Here is a 16,675-nt window from a genome sequence, read left to right as displayed (position 1 = left end):
CTCCTAGCTAATGCGCATCAGTGAAGCGGACGACTTGTCGTTCTCTTCTGCGGTTTTCATCATTTTTACCTGCAGCTCAAACTGACGTTGCAGCTCAATCAGGTTGACCATCTCATCCACGGCATTGACATTACTGCCTTCCACGGCGCCGCTTTCCACATTGACAAAGGGATCGGCGGCGGCCGGATTGCCATCCAAAGTACGGAACAAGCCATCTTCACCGCGCATCAGGTTCTGATTGCCCGGGTTAACCAACTTGATGCGACCCACCTCCTCTATCACCTCGGCGGTTGCGCCTTGAGGACGAATAGAAATAGTGCCGTCTGTGGCAACCTGAATTTTGTCTATCGGCAGCGGCAACACTATCGGGCCGTTATCACCCATTACCGGGTTGCCCCTGTCGTTACGCAGCAAACCTGTAGTGTCAAAACTCAGACTACCGGAGCGGGTATAGGCCTCACTGCCATCGGCGGCCTGCACCGCAATCCAGCCTTGATCTTTGATGGCAATATCCAGATCCCGTCCGGTCGATTTGATAGGGCCGGACTGAAAGTTGGCCGAGGGCGACTCTGTCATGGCGAACACCCGGGTCGGCAAGCCCTCACCGAAGGCTTGCATCGCACGGGCCTGAGCCATGTCGGACTTAAAACCATCTGTGTTGGCATTGGCCAGGTTGTTACCCCTAACCGCCAGCGCATTCATGTTTTGTTTGGCGCCAGTCATGGCGACATAGAGAAGTTTGTCCACCTGCTGCTCCGTCAATCTTTTTACCTATTCAGGTAAAAGCAAACATCGTGCCAATAAAATGAGCAATTGAGCACAAGGACAGCAGAAGAACTTCAGTGACTTGGGAGTTAATAGACAAAGATGCGGCAAGACATTGCCGGGCGGCAATGTCTTGCGCAGGAAGGCTTAGCGGATCTGCAGCACGGTTTGCTGTAGTGTATTGTTCACTTCCAAAGTACGGGAGTTGGCCTGGAAGTTACGTTGGGCCGAAATCAGGTCCACCAACTCAGTGGTCAGGTCGACGTTGGATTGCTCCAGTGTTGATGAACGGATACTGCCAAACACACCGCTGTTGGCCTCACCGGCCAGCGCCGCGCCTGAATCCAGGCTGGCTTTCCAGGAGGTGTTGCCCACCTGGCTCAGTCCCTGCTCATTGGAGAAGCGTGCCAACGCCACCCGTGCCAGAGGCACTGTTGAGCCATTGCTGTACTTAGCAGAGATCAACCCGTCTGTACCCACTTCCACATTAGTCAAACGGCCCACTGTTACACCATCCTGCGTCAATTCCGTGGCGTTGAACTTTTCCGAGAACTGGGTCGGATTGTTGAAATCTATGGTTATCGCTTGAGTGCCGTCAGCAGCAGGACCAAGAACGTTGGCCCCACCAACCCCCAACTGCTCTGTGGTGATCACCGCAGGATCGGAACCTATATAACCGCCGACATCGTTGAACTTAAGCACGGCACCAGTCCAGCCACCTGCAGTTTGTGCTGTGCCTGTACCATCCGCAGTACCGTCACCGTTAGTGTCCGTGTTGTAGGTTCCGGCGCCGCCGCCCAGATTGACCGGCTTGTCGTCAATGGCGTAGTAGGCCACCCAGTTACTCTCACCGGTATGAGCACCATTTTCCGGACGCACAAAATAAGTGGTCAAGGTGTGGGAGTTACCCAAAGAGTCATAAATGGTCACTGCAGTGGAGTTATTAAAAGTATCTGACTTGGATGGGTCAAACAGCGCCGGATCTTTAGTTTCTTGAGTGGAGTCCAGGTTCATGCTAATGCCAACATTGTTGGTTTTCTGCGGGCTACCGGCAGTATCCGGGATCTGCACCGGCTTGGTGGTAGTCAGACTCACAGAAGTGGAGTTACCATCTTTATCGACCGGGAAGCTCTGCAGATAATTACCGGCAGCATCGACCAAAAAGCCGTTGTCATCACGCTTAAAAGCTCCGGCGCGGGTGAAAGAGTAATCCTGACTGCCGACACTGGATGATGTCACGAAGAAACCACCACCGTTGATCGCCATATCCAGCGCATTGTTGGTGGAGTTCAGGTTACCCTGATGGAACTGCTGTGCCACCTGAGTGGTGGTGACACCGCCGCCCACAGTGGTTCTACCATTGGAGAAAATCGAGCTGGCGTACACATCAGCAAACTCGGCCCGGGATTCTTTAAAGCCTATCGTCTTAACGTTGGCAATATTGTTGGCCGTGGTATTGAGATCTTTCTGCGCCGCAGCAATCCCACTCAGAGCAATGTTAAAAGACATAATTCACCTCATGATTTTCAGATACTGTCCGGCGCAGCCGGGGCAGAAACAGAATTAAACTTCGGAAACAGCCAGCACATCGGCCAATCTGATCCCGCCAATACCTCTTAGATTCAACACGGCGCCGGTGGCAGAGTTGAGTGATACACTGGTCACGTGGGCATAGGAACTGACGATAAGATCCTGGGACTTTCCATCAACAACCCCGCTGGCCTTCATGGTATAGATGCCTTTATCGACAGGGTTTCCGTCCTTATCCAGGCCATCCCATTCCACATCTATATTGCCGCCGGCACTACCGTCGACCTCGAAGGTTTTGATCACCTGACCGGCTTCATCTTCAATCGTTACTTTAATTGAAGGGATCTTTTCCGGTGATGTGATTACCCCTTTAAGCGTTGGGTCTTCCTCGGAAACATAGCCGGTGCCCGCCGGGATCAACACTTTTTGCCCTACCAGGCCAGATGCCTGCAATGCCTGACTCGAAGTCATTAACGAATTGAGGTTAACTATTTCTTCATTCAGGTTAGAGATACCATCCACTGTGGCAAACGACGCCATCTGGGCGATCATCTGATCGTTATCCACCGGCTTAAAAGGATCCTGCATCGACAACTGCTGACTCAGCAGCGAAAAGAAGTCTTCCTGGGTCAGTTGTTGATTATTGCTTTTCTTGGTTTCAGTACCCGATTGCACCTGGATACTGTCGAGAAAAGGGTTAACTGAATTGACGCTCATGGGCTATGCCTCCGTTATTTGCCCATTCTCAGGGTTTGTTGCAGCATGGACTTGGCTGCATCGGCTACCTGAACATTCATCTGATAGGAACGGGAGGCGGAAATCATATCGGCCATCTCTTCCACTACATTGACATTAGGTTTGTAGATAAAACCGTCGGCATCGGCCATGGGATGATCCGGCGAATACTCTTTCAGTAAAGGTTTATCGCTTTCCACTATACCCTTTACCTTTACCGCAGCGCCTTGTTGCTGTTGGCCGTTCGCCTTGGCCAGCTCGGCCTCAAAAATAGGATGCCGTGCCTTGTAGGTCTTATCGATACTGGAAGAAACAGAATCTGCGTTGGCTATGTTACTGGCGGTAGTATTCAAGCGTACCGACTGCGCCGACATTCCCGAACCCGCAACATTGAAGATATTGTACAAGCTCATGGTTAATCTCCTTTCAATGCCTTTTTCATGCCGGCGAACTTACCGTCGAGGAATCCGAGCGACATCTGATATTCAAGCGCATTTTGCATAAAGGCCTGCTGCTCTTTTTGCATATCGACTGTGTTGCCATCCCCAGTGTCCGGTTGATCCGGCACCCGATATTGCACATGTTGGGCTGTCAGCGCCTTGAGGTCGAAATGCTTTTCAGACGTTGCCGCCATATTCATTCCCTGCTGCCGCCCTTTGGCCGCCTGCAACGCCGAAGAAAAGTCCACATCCCGAGCCTTGTAGTGTGGGGTATCGGCATTGGCTATATTGCTGGCAAGCACTTCGGCACGCTGGGCGCGAATACCCAGAGTGTATTGATGTATGCCAAGGGCCTTATCGAAACTGATCGCCATAAAACCGCCTCCTCCAATGACTCGATAAAAACAAAGCAAGCTTTGTGCCAGATGTAGAGTGGAGGATAACAGATACGAAGATGATGGCCGTTAGGGTGAAAAGTAAGACAGAAAAGGCCCGTTCAAGCTGACGAGCCTTTCAAATTATTCAATTAAAAATCAAATAATTAGGTTGTTAATTTTTCTTTTGATAATAGATGCCTGGGTTACAGCGCACCATGTCGAATTCATCGGTCAAACCGGCAATCGACTCGCTGGCCCCTAAAAACAGTATCCCCTTGGGATTGAGAGCGGCAGCAAATTGCCGCAGTATTTTTGCCTTTGCCTCCGGGGCAAAATAGATAAGTACGTTACGGCAAAAGATGATGTCGAACTTGCCGAGTAAAGTGTAACTTTCAAGCAGGTTGTGAGCCCTAAAGCTGACCAAACGGCGCACATTGTCTTTAACCCGCATATTACCATTGGGCATAGCTTCAAAAAACTGACGCTTGCGCTCTTCGGACAGGCCCCGGGCCAATGCCAGCTTATCATACTCGGCATTTTTACAACGCTCGAGCATGGACGGCGATAGATCTGTGGCCTGGATTACCGCCCCACCCGGCAACGCCCCTGGCTTACGCTGTTGATATTCGAGCACTGTCATCGCCAGTGAATAGGGCTCCTGTCCGGAAGAGCAGGCCGCCGACCAAATTTTCAATGGCCGCCCCAACTTGGCAAAACCGGGCAACAATGTATTGCCAAGTAATTCAAAAGGATACTTGTCCCGAAACCAAAGAGTTTCGTTGGTCGTCATGGCATCAATGACTTCAGCCCGTAATTGGCGCTCTGTGGGTCGCATCGATTGCTTAACAACGTCCGACAGGGATGGCAAACCATATTTCCCCATCAAAGGCGCCAAGCGGCTGCGAACCAAATACTGTTTGTTCTCACCCAATACAATGCCACTGTGCTGCTCAAGAAACAGCCTGAATTGATTGTACTCAGTTTCTGCGAGAGATTTATCTGGCACCTTAGTGTCCTAACTATCCGTAAAAACGTCACTGCGAATCGAGGCAGCAACATTTAAAAACTGGGGCTGCGTTATACCCCAGCCCCATTTGCAACACAAGCAGACCAACTCACTATAGCCATAAAAAGTCACAGCAGACAAAGGCTATAGACTCAGATGCTTGTTAACAGCAGAAGCCAGTTCGTCGGGGTTGAACTTGGCAATAAAATCATTGGCGCCCACTTTCTGTACCATGGCTTGATTGAATACCCCGCTCAACGAGGTATGCAGCACTACCTTGATATTTTTCAGTTTGGGATCATCACGGATCTCGGCAGTCAGAGTGTAACCATCCATTTCCGGCATTTCGATATCCGAAATAATCAACGGGATTTCATCGGCAACATTGTCCATACCAGACGCTATACTCTTCAGTTTTTCCAATGCTTCCCGACCATCTTTAGCGGTATCTATCTGCAGATTCAACGAAGACAATGCGCGAATGATCTGTTTGCGCGCCACAGAGGAGTCGTCAATCACCATAATATGATAATGCTGCTCCCTGTCGATTGTGAGAGATTCATCCATTTCTTGGCTGATATCTGTCTTTACCGGTGAAATTTCATCAAGAATTTTCTCCACATCGAGTATTTCAACCAGTTCACCTTCGATTTCCGTCACTGCAGTCAGGTAAGAGTATCGTCCCGCGCCTTCCGGCGGCGGCATGATAGACTCCCAATTCATGTTAATGATCCGCTCAACTGAACGAACCAGAAACCCCTGCACGCTGCGGTTGTATTCGGAAATAATGATGAAGCAATCCTTGACATCATCTATGGGTTTACCACCGGTCGCCGCACTGAGATCGATAACCGACACAGTCGTACCGCGAATATGGGCCACGCCCTTAACAAAGGCGTTCAACTTGGGCAATATCGTCAGTGGTGGGCACTGCAAAACCTCTTTGACTTTGAATACATTGATACCGAATCTTTGTCTGCCGTTAAGTTTGAACAACAGAAGTTCGAGGCGATTTTGTCCGACCAGTTGAGTGCGTTTATTGACTGATTCAAGAATGCTCGACATAAGGCTGCCTTGTTGTCTTTATATTGAGAAATACCCGCTGTCCCACAGACAGGCATACTATTTGCTTTATCCAAGACACTGATGCCCAGTCAAATTTCTGACTAAACCTATGGTGAAGCCAGTACTGGGAACCGCGAATCATTGAAAGTATAGGTGTAATCTGGCGAGACAAGCTAGCCTGTTCATTATGAAAGTAAATATTGCATACCTTTTGGCTACAATTTTAATGCCCATCGCAACAATGGCGGCAGAGAGCAGCTTTGTTCCCAGTATATCGGCCATGGAAAGCCTGGCTAAAGAGGCAGTGGCCAAAAAAGTGCTGGCGGGCACAGATGCACAAATTACCATCACCCCGCAGCGGCTGGATTCCAGGCTCACTCCCCCTAGATGTAATTCGCCTTTAACGGCAGAACTTGCCAGCGACCGGGAGATAAGCCGCAACAATACGGTACGCATAGGTTGCAACAGCCCGGAGCTCAGCTACCCGTGGCAAATCTATGTCTCGGTACGGGTAGATATCAGTTATCCTGTGGTAGTGGCCACCCAAACTCTGGCCCCGGGCACTGTGCTGGGGCCTGAAAATCTAGCGCTGCGCTACATAGATGAAACCAGTCTGCGCGGCCAGCAGTTCGAGGATATTGCCACAGTGACGGGTACCCGCCTCAAGCGGCGCATAGCCAAAGACTATCCGTTATTTGCCGCCAATCTCTGTTTTGTTTGCAAAGGCGACAGAGTCTCTATTTATGCAGGTAACGAGAAGTTTCAAATAAAAACTGTTGGTGAAGCCCTGCATGATGGTAACCTTGGGGAACAGATTCGGGTAAAAAACACTCGCTCAGACAAAGTGTTGGAGGCTACTGTCACCAATGTGGGCGAAGTGGAAGTTCGAATGTAAAAAATGCTAAAGTTCTCCTTGGCTATGCCGATAAGACAGCAAGGTAATCAGAGAAAAGGCTGGAGCCGCGATGGCTATGGATATTAAACAACTGCAAAATCAACCCAGAGTGAATACAGGTTCACTCCCCAAGAACACGGCTCAGAGCAATCAAACAGCTCAGCAAGGGGCTGCTCCGCTGAAAACTGACTCGGTTGTGGTGTCGCAGCAAGCGCAGCAGTTGCAAGGAGTTCAGAGTAAGATGACCTCACTGCCGGAAATAGATCAAAAGAAGATCAGCGAAATCAAATTGGCGATCGCTGAAGGCAGATACAAGGTTGATCCGGAAAAACTGGCAGCCAACATCTCTCAATTTGAATCAGAACTGAACGCACTCAATAAAGGGTCCTGATGCCTGATACCCCAGATATAACCAGCCTGATAGCACAGCAGATGACTCAACTCGAGCGTCTGCTGAGCTTGATTGAGCAGGAAAAAAATGCCCTGCTCGATCGCAATGCCGATAATCTATTGCAACTGGCCCAAGACAAGAGCAATCTGCTCAATGAGGTCAAGGCAGTAGATGAGGCGCTCTCCTCTCATCCTGAACAAGCTAAACTCAGTCAGTCGCCATTGGCCGAACAGGTCAGTGAAGCCCGCGAACTATTGGCTACTTGCCAACTACGCAATCAGGAAAATGCCGGCCTGATAGAGCTGAGTATGGCCAGTATCAATCGCCTGGCACAGGCGCTGCAGGTGAGCCGCAATGCCTCCAGTCTGACTTATGACGGCAAAGGCAAGACTTCAACCATCGCCACTCTGGGCAACAATCTCAAGGCTTGATTTAAAGCCCTGCTGCTGTTCCATTGCTTAAGCTAATTCAGTAAGTTCGGCTTCTTGGTGCGACCCAAGCTCCTGTCCCCCCTTGCCTTCCCCCGACTAAACTCAGGGCGCTAAAGCCAAGGGGGCCAAATACAAGATGCCCCCCAGAACAGAACGTATACCCACCTCTCAATTCAGCAAAGATTCTTAAGCCACAAAAAGGCCACAAAAAAGCAGCCAAAGAAGGCTGCTTTTGACTTATACCCATAACCCTAAAAATAAGTGATCTCTTTCACTCTCTGGGGGCGGTTTTGTTGCTGATACAGATCCCACACCTGGGCGAAGTCCAGCTCAAGCTCGGTCACATAATGATCGCCGGTCGGATAACTGCGCACAACCCTGGCGCCGCGGATCACCCCGGAAACCGAGGCCTGGATATTATCGCCTTTCAACATCCAGTCACTGACCTTGCTATCAGCCGACAAACGTTGGCCATAAACTTGTTCGGCCAGTTCCCGATAAGCGGCAATCTTGGATGCTTGCATCGCCATCAGCACCTTTTGCGACTGTTCCTTGGCTGGTTGGCTGGCCAGCGGGGCATAGCCTATTGCCGTCAATTTGGGAAAACTGCTTGGCGCCTCTGTCTCCCACTGCACATATCTGTCCTTATCGGCGCAGCCACCCAGAACTAACGCCAATACCAGCGTGACCAATGTCAGTGTGTTGTTCCAATACTTCATTACTTGTCTCCCACTATCCGGCTCTTATCTTCTCCGCGGTTTTCATAGCGATAAAGCAGGCCTTCTTTTGACACCACCTTGTGGGATGGCGCCAGATAACCCGGTAGTTGCGCCTCAAGCACCCGCGCCCCGGCCGTCGAAAGCACCCGATTGTTATTGACGTTAACAATCCGACTGTTGAACAAGATCTCACCTTTAGCCTGGCTCATGCTGGTGACCAGTACATGATCCACCGCAATATCCGTCGGCAATTGTTGCCAGTCGCGGGTAAGAATAAAATCCCCCTGTGGCGTTACCCGCACCGCTTCGGCCAGGTTCAAATCCACCAGATTAAAGCCGCGCTGATGAAAAGCCGTCATTAAGCTCTGCTGTAGCTGTGAGGCCAGTGCATTACTGCCTTGCATATCCTCCACTATCGCAGGCGTCATCACCAATAGCGGCTGAGTCGGTTTGAGAGCATCATTATGGATTACCAATTCATCCACCAACTGATGCGCCAATAGATTGACTGGTGCTTGTTGCGGCTTGAACTCAGCTTGCGGTTGCTGTGATGTCGTACTGCAGGCAGACAGCAGAAGTAAAGGCAATATACACAGGGCTTTATACATAATATCCGTCTCACTGTTGCCGGAGTGGGCTGTTAACTTCATTCAGGAGCCTGACGTAAACCTTGAACCAGCAGGCTTATTCTACTTCGTCAGTCATACAACACCTGCAGGATTGACCCAAGGACGTTGTAGACAGTAATAGTGTCGGTAACATCGTCAGCGCCAATAATGCCAAGCTCTTTTTATTTGCAATAAAACTATGCAAATAAAATACCAACCAAGAACTTAGGGAAGGTGCGAACAAGCCCCATATGTGCTCTGCTTCGGCTTACAGGTCTGGATGCAACGGCAAATGCCCCCAGGCCTTTGCAAGAAGCACAACACAGCAGGCAGGCCAGTAAGCCACACAGCAACCGACTCACTGCATCAAGAAAGTGCCACGAGAACTTATTCGCACCTTCCTTAGCCCTCAGCGTCCACCGGCGAGTTCTCAGGTTTAGTCGTGTTTAACAACTTTGAGAAATAAGCCTAATTGAGCATCTCATTGGCCGTAGTAACTGACGTGAAATGGCCGAACCACTTGTATTACTTATTTATCCAGCCTTGCTCTTTCGGACAACAAGGTTTGTCGAAAGCTTCTTTGGCTTTATCGGCAAATGCTTGCCGTTCTTTAGCCTGGCATTCACAAATAACACAGTACCCCCTGCCTCTCTCTGGCATAAAATTTGAATACCAAGCGATACCAGCTTAAGTGGCGGCAAAATTCCGTCACCCTGACTTCCATTTTGAGGAACCGCCTTATGAGATTGTGCCCCTTGTTCTTGCTGCCGTTGCTGGGCATCAGCCTCAACGCCATGGCAGAGTGGACCGAGGCCCGAGGTGAAGCCAAAATAATCAATGGCAATCTAACCCAGGCACGGGAAGCGGCAATGGACAACGCCATCAACATGGCACTGCTCTCCCGTGGTGGCAGTTTTCAATCGACCCAGAGTGTCAGCCAGGGGCGCTTGACCCAAAACGATTTCAGCCTCTCCAGCCAGGCGCAAATAAGCAGTGTCGAACTGGTCAGCGAAATGCGCCAGGGAGACAAGCTCAAAGTGGTTATGCGGCTCGATATTCTCGACGGCCCGGATAACAAGTGCCAAAGCTCAGCCATCAAGGCCGCTATCCTGGTCCCCCAGGCCGCCATTAAAGACAGAAGCCAACTGCGTTATGGTCAGTTGGAAAATTTCCAGCGAAGCCTGTCCGAACGGATAGCAGCAACGCTGGATAAACAATCCTCCACCAGCTTTGCTCACCTGCACGCCAACGAGCGGCTGGATATCAAAGAGGAGCTTATCAATATCCGCGGCTACCGCCTGCCGACCTGGATAAGTGAAATTACCGACAGCCAATATCTGTTGCTGCCGCAAATCATAGATATCTCCACCGAACCGGTCGAATCCGGCTTTATGGGCCTATGGGACAACGAGCCGCTGCGGCTATTTCAGTTGCAGCTCAGCCTCTATCATGGGATCAGCGGCGAGCAGATCTGGTATCAGAACTACAGCATTTCCGCCCCCTGGGAGTTTGCCAAAAATGAATCCGTCCCTCCCAACAGCGACAGATTCTGGCGTGCCAGTTACGGGCAGGCCATAGATAAGGTGTTGGCCAATGCCAGTAAAGATATCGATATGGCACTGGCCTGCAGACCTCTGCTGGCACAGATAGTCGTGCGCCAACAGGATAGAGTGATACTCAACCTGGGGCGACGCAACGGCATCCGCGTGGGTGATCAGTTCCAAATAGTGCTGCAACAAAACCTGCCCGACCGCATGAACCAGATGCGCGCCGTGGCCGGAGAAACCCGGGCGAAAATCACCATAGATCAAGTCACAGAGGAAAGTGCCATCGCAGTGCTCAGTGGTGAAAATGCCGCCCTTAACATTCAGGTGAATGACATCGCGATTAAGATTTAAGCAATTAAATCCAAAGCCTTTTCATCCGGGTGAAAACCAGTATAATCACTGGCGTCTCCCTATAGCTCAACAGGATAGAGCAGTCGCCTCCTAAGCGACCGATCGGGGTTCGAGTCCCTGTGGGGAGACCAGCATTTTCTTCTTGTGCCTGCTTGCATAAGTCTCAAGCTTTTTTAGAACCCATCCTCTGCCGATTCAGGCGCTTCAAATTAATGATTTTGTTCTCTGATAGTTTTCTCTTTTAAAAACATTGAGTTGGTGATGTAGCCATCGTTGTTTTAAAGCCCAAAGTAGCCAACCAACTTGGATTTAGCTTCCCGCTAAGCAATAACCCATCACCTGCGGTGCGGATGGGCAGGAAGCTCAAATGCCGTGAAGGACAGGACGTCCGAGAACGGTCCTTTTGGCACAGGCTCTCCTGTGACATGACGAGAGCTGCGCTGTAACATGCTTTCGAGCGCGAGTCATGGATGGTGAGCTGACCGTTAAACTGGGAAGTTGTTGTGACCCCATCCCTTATCTCCATGGATGGAGTGTATGCCGACATCTGTCTGGAACAAATTCGATAGTAGCCTCGACGAAAACATCTGACCTACAAGGAGGTAGGAAATGCCGAATTTGTCGGGAACAAAATTCGGCCCTGTTTTCGACGGTCACAGTTCCGCCTGAGCCTGGGAATTAGGTGTATACCTATGACCTTTCCCACAAATTTATCCGAAATAAATTTGAACAGCTTTAGCTGGCCCGTGGGGAGAGGTCAGAGAAAATTCTACTTATTGCTGCGGTTATTTTTCGGAGAGACTACCTCCCGCGGCAAAGCCCGAGATGTGGTCATCTCGGGCAAAGGGAACTAACGTACCCGATTGAGGAAATGAAGATGTTTCTCATATTGGTCAAGAATATCAGCAATCAGTTGATTGCGGTTGTAACCACAGATGTTGTATTGCTGAGCGCCTTCATTCAAATAGACTTCAATGTATAACTGCGATTTGGGACGAGATTGACTACGTTCGCCAATAAAGGACGGAATGCTCGCTTCTCGTGCCCAAGCACCATAGACAAAGTTACGTTCATCTCCGTGGTCAACCATCAATGAACACGCGTGTTCATGTGATGTGATGTGTGTGTTGATCCCGTTTTGTTTGAAGACGTCGGCTACTTCATGCATCACCGCCATAATGTCATGTTGTAAAAACTGTAGCACTTCTGTTTTCTCTGGGATCGTGATGAGCTGCTCTAGATGTTGCTGCCAGCCAATCTCTTGGATCCGCGCTAAAGTACTCGGTGTCGCTTGACTGAGGTGATGGGCACTATCAATTTTGACCATCTCTTGTCTGAGTGACTTCAGCAGTCCAAAGCCAACCAGAATTAATACGGGTGCAAAGGGCAGTGCAGAAGCTAACGAGGCCGCTTGTAAAGCAGAAAGGACATTCTGTCCCCCTGCTAAAATCAATGCCGCGGCCACTAAACCTTCAGAAACAGCCCAAAAGATCCGCTGTTTTGCGGGTGTCTCATCGCCATCTTTGGCAGTTAAGGTGTCAATGACCAGAGAGCCTGAATCGGAAGACGTCACAAAGAAAGTAAAAATCAACAGGGTAGCAACCACCGACGAGATGCTAGCGAGGGGTAAGGTATCTAAGAAGCGAAACAGCGAGGTGGGGGTGTTCGCAAACACTTGCTCAACCAACTGCGGCATGCGCTCTGTCATGATACCGTGCAGCGCCGTATTCCCAAAGACCGTCAGCCAAATAATCGTGACCCCGACAGGCACAAATAAGACACCCAAGACAAACTCTTTGATGGTCCGTCCGCGTGAAATTCTGGCCACGAACATGCCGACAAAGGGTGACCAAGCAATGAACCAGGCCCAATAGAACAGCGTCCATCCGCCTAAAAAAGAGTTGGTTTTGTCACTGTTGATGTAGGCATAGCTATTGAAAGTCATTTCGACCAGCGAGGAGATGTAGCTCCCGACATTCTGGGCCAGTGACTGGAAAATAAAGAGTGTGGGGCCCGTGATGGCCACGAAGATCAGTAACACGGCAGCAAGATTTAGGTTCCACTCCGATAAACGGCGGATCCCATTATCCAATCCGGTCACCACCGAGAGGGTTGCCATGACGGTTACAATCGCGATGAGAACCAATTGGGTGAGCGTGCCAAAGGGGATCTCAAACAGATAGTTTAAGCCGGAATTGATCTGTAACACGCCCAGTCCAAGGGAGGTTGCGATCCCAAACATGGTTCCAAAGACCGCTAAAATATCAACGGCATACCCAATCGGGCCGTAAATTCGTTTGCCGATGATCGGGTAGAGTGCTGAGCTGATCCGCAGTGGCAAACCATGACGAAAACTAAAATAGCCCAACGCCAGGGCCACAATGGCGTAAACGCCCCAGGCATGGACACCCCAGTGGAAGAAGGTGTGGGTCATCGCCTGACGTGCAGCCTCAACGGTTTGCGGCTCACCCTCTGGTGGGTTTGCAAAGTGAAAGACGGGCTCGGCCACCCCATAGAATATTAATCCTATCCCCATCCCAGCGGAGAACAGCATCGCAAACCACGAGCGAGAGCTGTATTCCGGTTTGCTGTGGTCTGGTCCCAGTTTGATTTTCCCAAATCGGCTAAACGCGAGGATCAGTGTGACAATCAGGTAAAACCCCATTGAGAGGAGATAAAACCATCCAAATGTCTCAATGATCCATGATTGGAGCGAACCAAACCAACGGCCTGCGGTTTCAGGCATCGCGATGGTAAATAGGACGAACAGGACAATGAGTCCTGCGGATGGATAAAAAACAGGTGGGTTGATCCCCGCCATACGGGGTTTCGTGACTTCAGTTGGATTACTCATAATCAGATGGCTTTATTCACCTTATTGTGGGTGGATGGTCGCTTCGCAGCCTGATCTGCTCTTGTGCGCCGAGCTTGCATCGATGAGATGCTGAAAAGGTGGGCAAATATGGACGATGCAGCAAACGTGAACGTGAAAACCTAGTCACGATTGTGAGTGCTGGCGAAAACATGTGGTTCAGGGCGAAGGGCAGCTTGTTTCATATGGCTGGTATTGTGAAAGATGAGCCGATATTATGAAAACAATAATTTCCGATAGAGGTATTATGAAACGTGATAATAGAACCGTTGAAAAGTCGTCCTTTTGATTTGGTGCTGCTCAAAACCTTTGTGCAAGTGATCGATAGCCAAGGTTTTACTGCTGCTGCTGAAGCCTTGCATCTGGCACAGTCCACCATCAGTGCTCATGTGAAACGGCTCGAAAGTCAGGTTGGGACGCCTCTACTTGAGAAAGGTCAGCGGATCCCGTTCCCGACCCCAGTGGGACGGAAGGTCTTACTGCACGCTAGGCGATTGCTCAGCCAAAATGCATTGGCATGGCAAGATATCGTTGAGCCGAGGATCGATGGGAGCGTGCGGCTGGGGATCCCCGATGATTATTTAGTCTATATGCCAACGGTCTTGTCGGAGTTTGAGCGTCGCTTTCCAGATGTAGAGCTACAGGTTTATTGTGGATTGAGTGTCGAGTTGCTCGATCAGATGCAGGCGAAAATGCTCGATTTAGCCATCACCACTCGACAACCTAAAAGTCCGGGTGGTGAAGTGCTCTGCCAAGAGCAGACCGTCTGGGTCGGTGCAGACCGACTTGAGATCCAAAAACGGCAACCTCTGCCGCTGGCGGTCTCGAAAGATGGGCTCTGTATTTTTCGTCAACGAGGGATCGATGCGCTCAAGAGTGCAGGTATTCCGTGGCGGATCGCCTATACGAGTGCCAGTCTGTCAGGGTTAACTGCTGCTGTCAGAGCGGGGCTTGCTGTGACGATCCTCACTCCTTCCATGGTGCCTTCAGGCTTGCAGATCCTGACATCTGAGCATGGAATGCCCACGCTACCCATGACGGAAATTGCACTCCATTTACAACCTGAAGCCGAAACCAATGAAGCCACACGCCGTCTTGCCAACGGGATCCGAAAATATATCCATAGGTCAGTGAGTTAAACTTACAGAGGCGTTGCTCCATCTATTGTAGTGGCATAGTTGAGAACCACTAGAGAACCACAGGACATCCTAAACATTTTACGGACCACCTGGAAGCATACCTTGCGGTCTCAATCTCTTATAAATGACGATGAGTTATTAGAAGTAGACTCTCTAAGACGAGTAATCTGCGTGCTTCATACAAAAACAGCGGTTGCCAGGCAGGCCAACGGCAGGCTTAAGCCTGTTGCTGCAAAATCACCAAGGGTTTAGGGTTAATGGGGATGTATTGCTTGGCTTTGTTGCTTACCCCGGCACCATTTACCACCATATTTGGCCTTCATCGCACACATGGCATCCCATCGGCCACTCATGCCACTGTACTGACGGCGAAACTCCTTGGCAGAAGTTATCCAGGCATCATCGCTGATACCAAGCTCAAGCAGCAGTTTGGGCCTGGAACAGGCAATAAAGCCATGCTTGTCTTCCCGCATCGCCCGGCCTGTCCAATCAATCAGTTCCAGATAGTCGGCAAAATGAAACGGGATACCGCTTTGTTCGGCGGCAGTGGCTGCACCATCAAATTGCAGCAGTGGCTTAAGTGAAGCGTTGGCAGTTGTAGGCTCAGCATGTTCTTCTATGCGCTCCTGAATGGATGTGTAATCAGAAGTTTGCAGCGAATCAGCAATACCGGCGCGAATGGGATTTAAATCCACGTACATCATGCAGGCCAGCAGCGCCTGTTCATCGAGCAGTGCCTGCGACTTAAAACGTCCTTCCCAGAATACGCCCTTGCAACCATCTTCTCGATTGGCCTTGCGGGCGATATCTTCGTTTAAACAGCGCATAAACCAACTGATACTGCCAAGGCGTTCCTGCCAATCGCTAATCAGCGTATCCAACAGTATTCGCTCACCTTCTGAGAGACTATCGCCCTTAAGGAACTTTGCCGCCACAGGATTGCCACTAAAGAGCCCTGTCCAACGCTCAATGACTTCAAATGGCGACAACGATTGTTGCGCAGCAAGGTCGATTTTAAGCACCAAATGGTAGTGATTACTCATGACCGCATAAGCGCAAACGTCGATGCAGAATATTGACGACAACTGCCTGATTTTATCCACTATCCAGCCACGTCTATGCTCGTAACTGCGCCCAGACAGTGCATCTTCACCACACAAAAATGCCCTTCTCACGCAACGGTTAATCACGTGGTAAAAGGGCGTAATTTCAACATCTATCAACTGGCGACGGGCACTGGTCATAACCAACCTCGACTGAGCTTTGATGGGTATTTCAAAGCCTAGTCAAGGCTGAGCGAAACATCAAAAAGATATGGCTGTCCTGTATTTTTTTGGGAAAACGTTGAGTTGGCGATGTAGCCATCTTGGCTTTAAAGCCTAAAGTAGCCAACCAACTTGGATTTAGCTTCCCGCTAAGCAACAACCCTTCACCTGCAGTGCGGATGGGCAGGAAGCTCGAATGCCGTGAAGGACAGGACGTCCGAGAACGATCCTTTTGGCACAGGCTCTCCTGTGACATGGCGAGAGTTGCGCAGCAACATGCTTTCGAGCGCGAACCAGGGGGATGGTGAGCTGGCCGTCAAGCAGGGAAGTTGTGAACCCATCCCTTATCTCCATGGATGGAGTGTATGCCGACATTTGTCTGGAACAAATGCGGTAGTAGCCTCGACGAAAACATCTGACCTACAAGGACGTAGGAAATGCCGAATTTGTCGGGAACAAAATTCGGCCCTGTTTTCGACGGTCACAGTTCCGCCTGTGCCTGGGAATTAGGTGTATGCCTACAGCTTCAAACGCCACTG

At 50.2% G+C, this 16,675-nt stretch carries 16 protein-coding genes and 1 tRNA gene; 6 read left to right on the top strand and 11 right to left on the bottom strand.

Features of this window, described 5'->3' with window-relative positions; genetic code table 11:
* Positions 1-3 precede the first annotated feature (3 nt).
* The 7 genes from flgF to SIL79_RS12935 form a co-directional block, all read right to left on the bottom strand.
* Positions 4-747, bottom strand: a complete 744-nt coding sequence (gene flgF, locus SIL79_RS12965; protein WP_039034359.1) for a flagellar basal-body rod protein FlgF — start codon at positions 745-747, stop codon at positions 4-6.
* Positions 748-912: 165 nt separating this feature from the next.
* Complete coding sequence (gene flgE / locus SIL79_RS12960) at positions 913-2,274, bottom strand: flagellar hook protein FlgE (RefSeq protein ID WP_071476990.1); 1,362 nt, start codon at positions 2,272-2,274, stop codon at positions 913-915.
* A 54-nt stretch (positions 2,275-2,328) separates the two neighbouring features.
* Positions 2,329-3,012 (bottom strand): flagellar hook assembly protein FlgD, encoded by a 684-nt coding sequence (flgD, locus tag SIL79_RS12955; RefSeq protein WP_039034361.1) that lies wholly within the window; start codon positions 3,010-3,012, stop codon positions 2,329-2,331.
* A 14-nt stretch (positions 3,013-3,026) separates the two neighbouring features.
* Complete coding sequence (gene flgC, locus SIL79_RS12950) at positions 3,027-3,443, bottom strand: flagellar basal body rod protein FlgC (protein WP_025011047.1); 417 nt, start codon at positions 3,441-3,443, stop codon at positions 3,027-3,029.
* Between the two features lie 2 nt (positions 3,444-3,445).
* Positions 3,446-3,844 (bottom strand): flagellar basal body rod protein FlgB, encoded by a 399-nt coding sequence (flgB, locus tag SIL79_RS12945; RefSeq protein WP_039034362.1) that lies wholly within the window; start codon positions 3,842-3,844, stop codon positions 3,446-3,448.
* A 175-nt stretch (positions 3,845-4,019) separates the two neighbouring features.
* Complete coding sequence (locus SIL79_RS12940) at positions 4,020-4,853, bottom strand: CheR family methyltransferase (RefSeq protein ID WP_039034363.1); 834 nt, start codon at positions 4,851-4,853, stop codon at positions 4,020-4,022.
* Between the two features lie 144 nt (positions 4,854-4,997).
* Positions 4,998-5,918 (bottom strand): chemotaxis protein CheV, encoded by a 921-nt coding sequence (locus SIL79_RS12935; protein WP_039034364.1) that lies wholly within the window; start codon positions 5,916-5,918, stop codon positions 4,998-5,000.
* 187 nt (positions 5,919-6,105) lie between these two features.
* On the opposite strand from SIL79_RS12935, the gene flgA reads away from it, so the two are divergent.
* The 3 genes from flgA (at position 6,106) to SIL79_RS12920 (ending at position 7,635) form a co-directional block, all read left to right on the top strand.
* Positions 6,106-6,813 carry a flagellar basal body P-ring formation chaperone FlgA gene (gene flgA / locus SIL79_RS12930; RefSeq protein ID WP_039034365.1) on the top strand — a complete coding sequence of 236 codons (708 nt, stop codon included), beginning with the start codon at positions 6,106-6,108 and terminating at the stop codon, positions 6,811-6,813.
* A 70-nt stretch (positions 6,814-6,883) separates the two neighbouring features.
* Entirely contained in the window at positions 6,884-7,204 is a 321-nt protein-coding gene (gene flgM, locus SIL79_RS12925; RefSeq protein ID WP_039034366.1) for a flagellar biosynthesis anti-sigma factor FlgM, read from the top strand.
* Entirely contained in the window at positions 7,204-7,635 is a 432-nt protein-coding gene (locus SIL79_RS12920; protein ID WP_319619328.1) for a flagella synthesis protein FlgN, read from the top strand. The genes flgM and SIL79_RS12920 overlap by 1 nt, the downstream gene beginning before the upstream one ends.
* A gap of 251 nt (positions 7,636-7,886) precedes the next feature.
* Here the strand turns inward: SIL79_RS12920 and SIL79_RS12915 are convergent, their stop codons facing one another.
* Both SIL79_RS12915 and SIL79_RS12910 read right to left on the bottom strand, forming a co-directional pair.
* Positions 7,887-8,354: an LPP20 family lipoprotein gene (locus SIL79_RS12915; RefSeq protein ID WP_039034368.1), complete on the bottom strand. Its 468-nt coding sequence runs from the start codon at positions 8,352-8,354 to the stop codon at positions 7,887-7,889.
* The gene (locus SIL79_RS12910) at positions 8,354-9,004 is read right to left on the bottom strand and encodes a FlgO family outer membrane protein (protein WP_233962518.1); all 651 of its coding nucleotides are present in this window, start codon (positions 9,002-9,004) and stop codon (positions 8,354-8,356) included. Before SIL79_RS12910 ends, SIL79_RS12915 begins: the two co-directional genes overlap by 1 nt.
* A gap of 698 nt (positions 9,005-9,702) precedes the next feature.
* On the opposite strand from SIL79_RS12910, the gene SIL79_RS12905 reads away from it, so the two are divergent.
* Both SIL79_RS12905 and SIL79_RS12900 read left to right on the top strand, forming a co-directional pair.
* Entirely contained in the window at positions 9,703-10,860 is a 1,158-nt protein-coding gene (locus SIL79_RS12905) for a flagellar assembly protein FlgT (protein ID WP_071476988.1), read from the top strand.
* 55 nt (positions 10,861-10,915) lie between these two features.
* Positions 10,916-10,991 (top strand) — tRNA-Arg (locus tag SIL79_RS12900).
* Positions 10,992-11,710: 719 nt separating this feature from the next.
* Here the strand turns inward: SIL79_RS12900 and SIL79_RS12895 are convergent.
* Positions 11,711-13,714 (bottom strand): BCCT family transporter, encoded by a 2,004-nt coding sequence (locus SIL79_RS12895; protein WP_071476243.1) that lies wholly within the window; start codon positions 13,712-13,714, stop codon positions 11,711-11,713.
* Between the two features lie 272 nt (positions 13,715-13,986).
* Here SIL79_RS12895 and SIL79_RS12890 point away from each other — a divergent pair, with 272 nt between their 5' ends.
* Positions 13,987-14,871 carry a LysR substrate-binding domain-containing protein gene (locus SIL79_RS12890; RefSeq protein WP_200887992.1) on the top strand — a complete coding sequence of 295 codons (885 nt, stop codon included), beginning with the start codon at positions 13,987-13,989 and terminating at the stop codon, positions 14,869-14,871.
* 254 nt (positions 14,872-15,125) lie between these two features.
* On the opposite strand, the gene SIL79_RS12885 is transcribed toward SIL79_RS12890, so the two are convergent.
* Positions 15,126-16,115 (bottom strand): transposase, encoded by a 990-nt coding sequence (locus tag SIL79_RS12885; RefSeq protein ID WP_319619326.1) that lies wholly within the window; start codon positions 16,113-16,115, stop codon positions 15,126-15,128.
* Positions 16,116-16,675: the final 560 nt, after the last annotated feature.

The sequence above is a fragment of the Shewanella indica genome, assembly GCF_033842865.1.
In the GTDB taxonomy this organism is placed as follows: Bacteria; Pseudomonadota; Gammaproteobacteria; order Enterobacterales; family Shewanellaceae; genus Shewanella; species Shewanella indica.
This window is presented reverse-complemented; position numbering and strand designations above follow the sequence as displayed.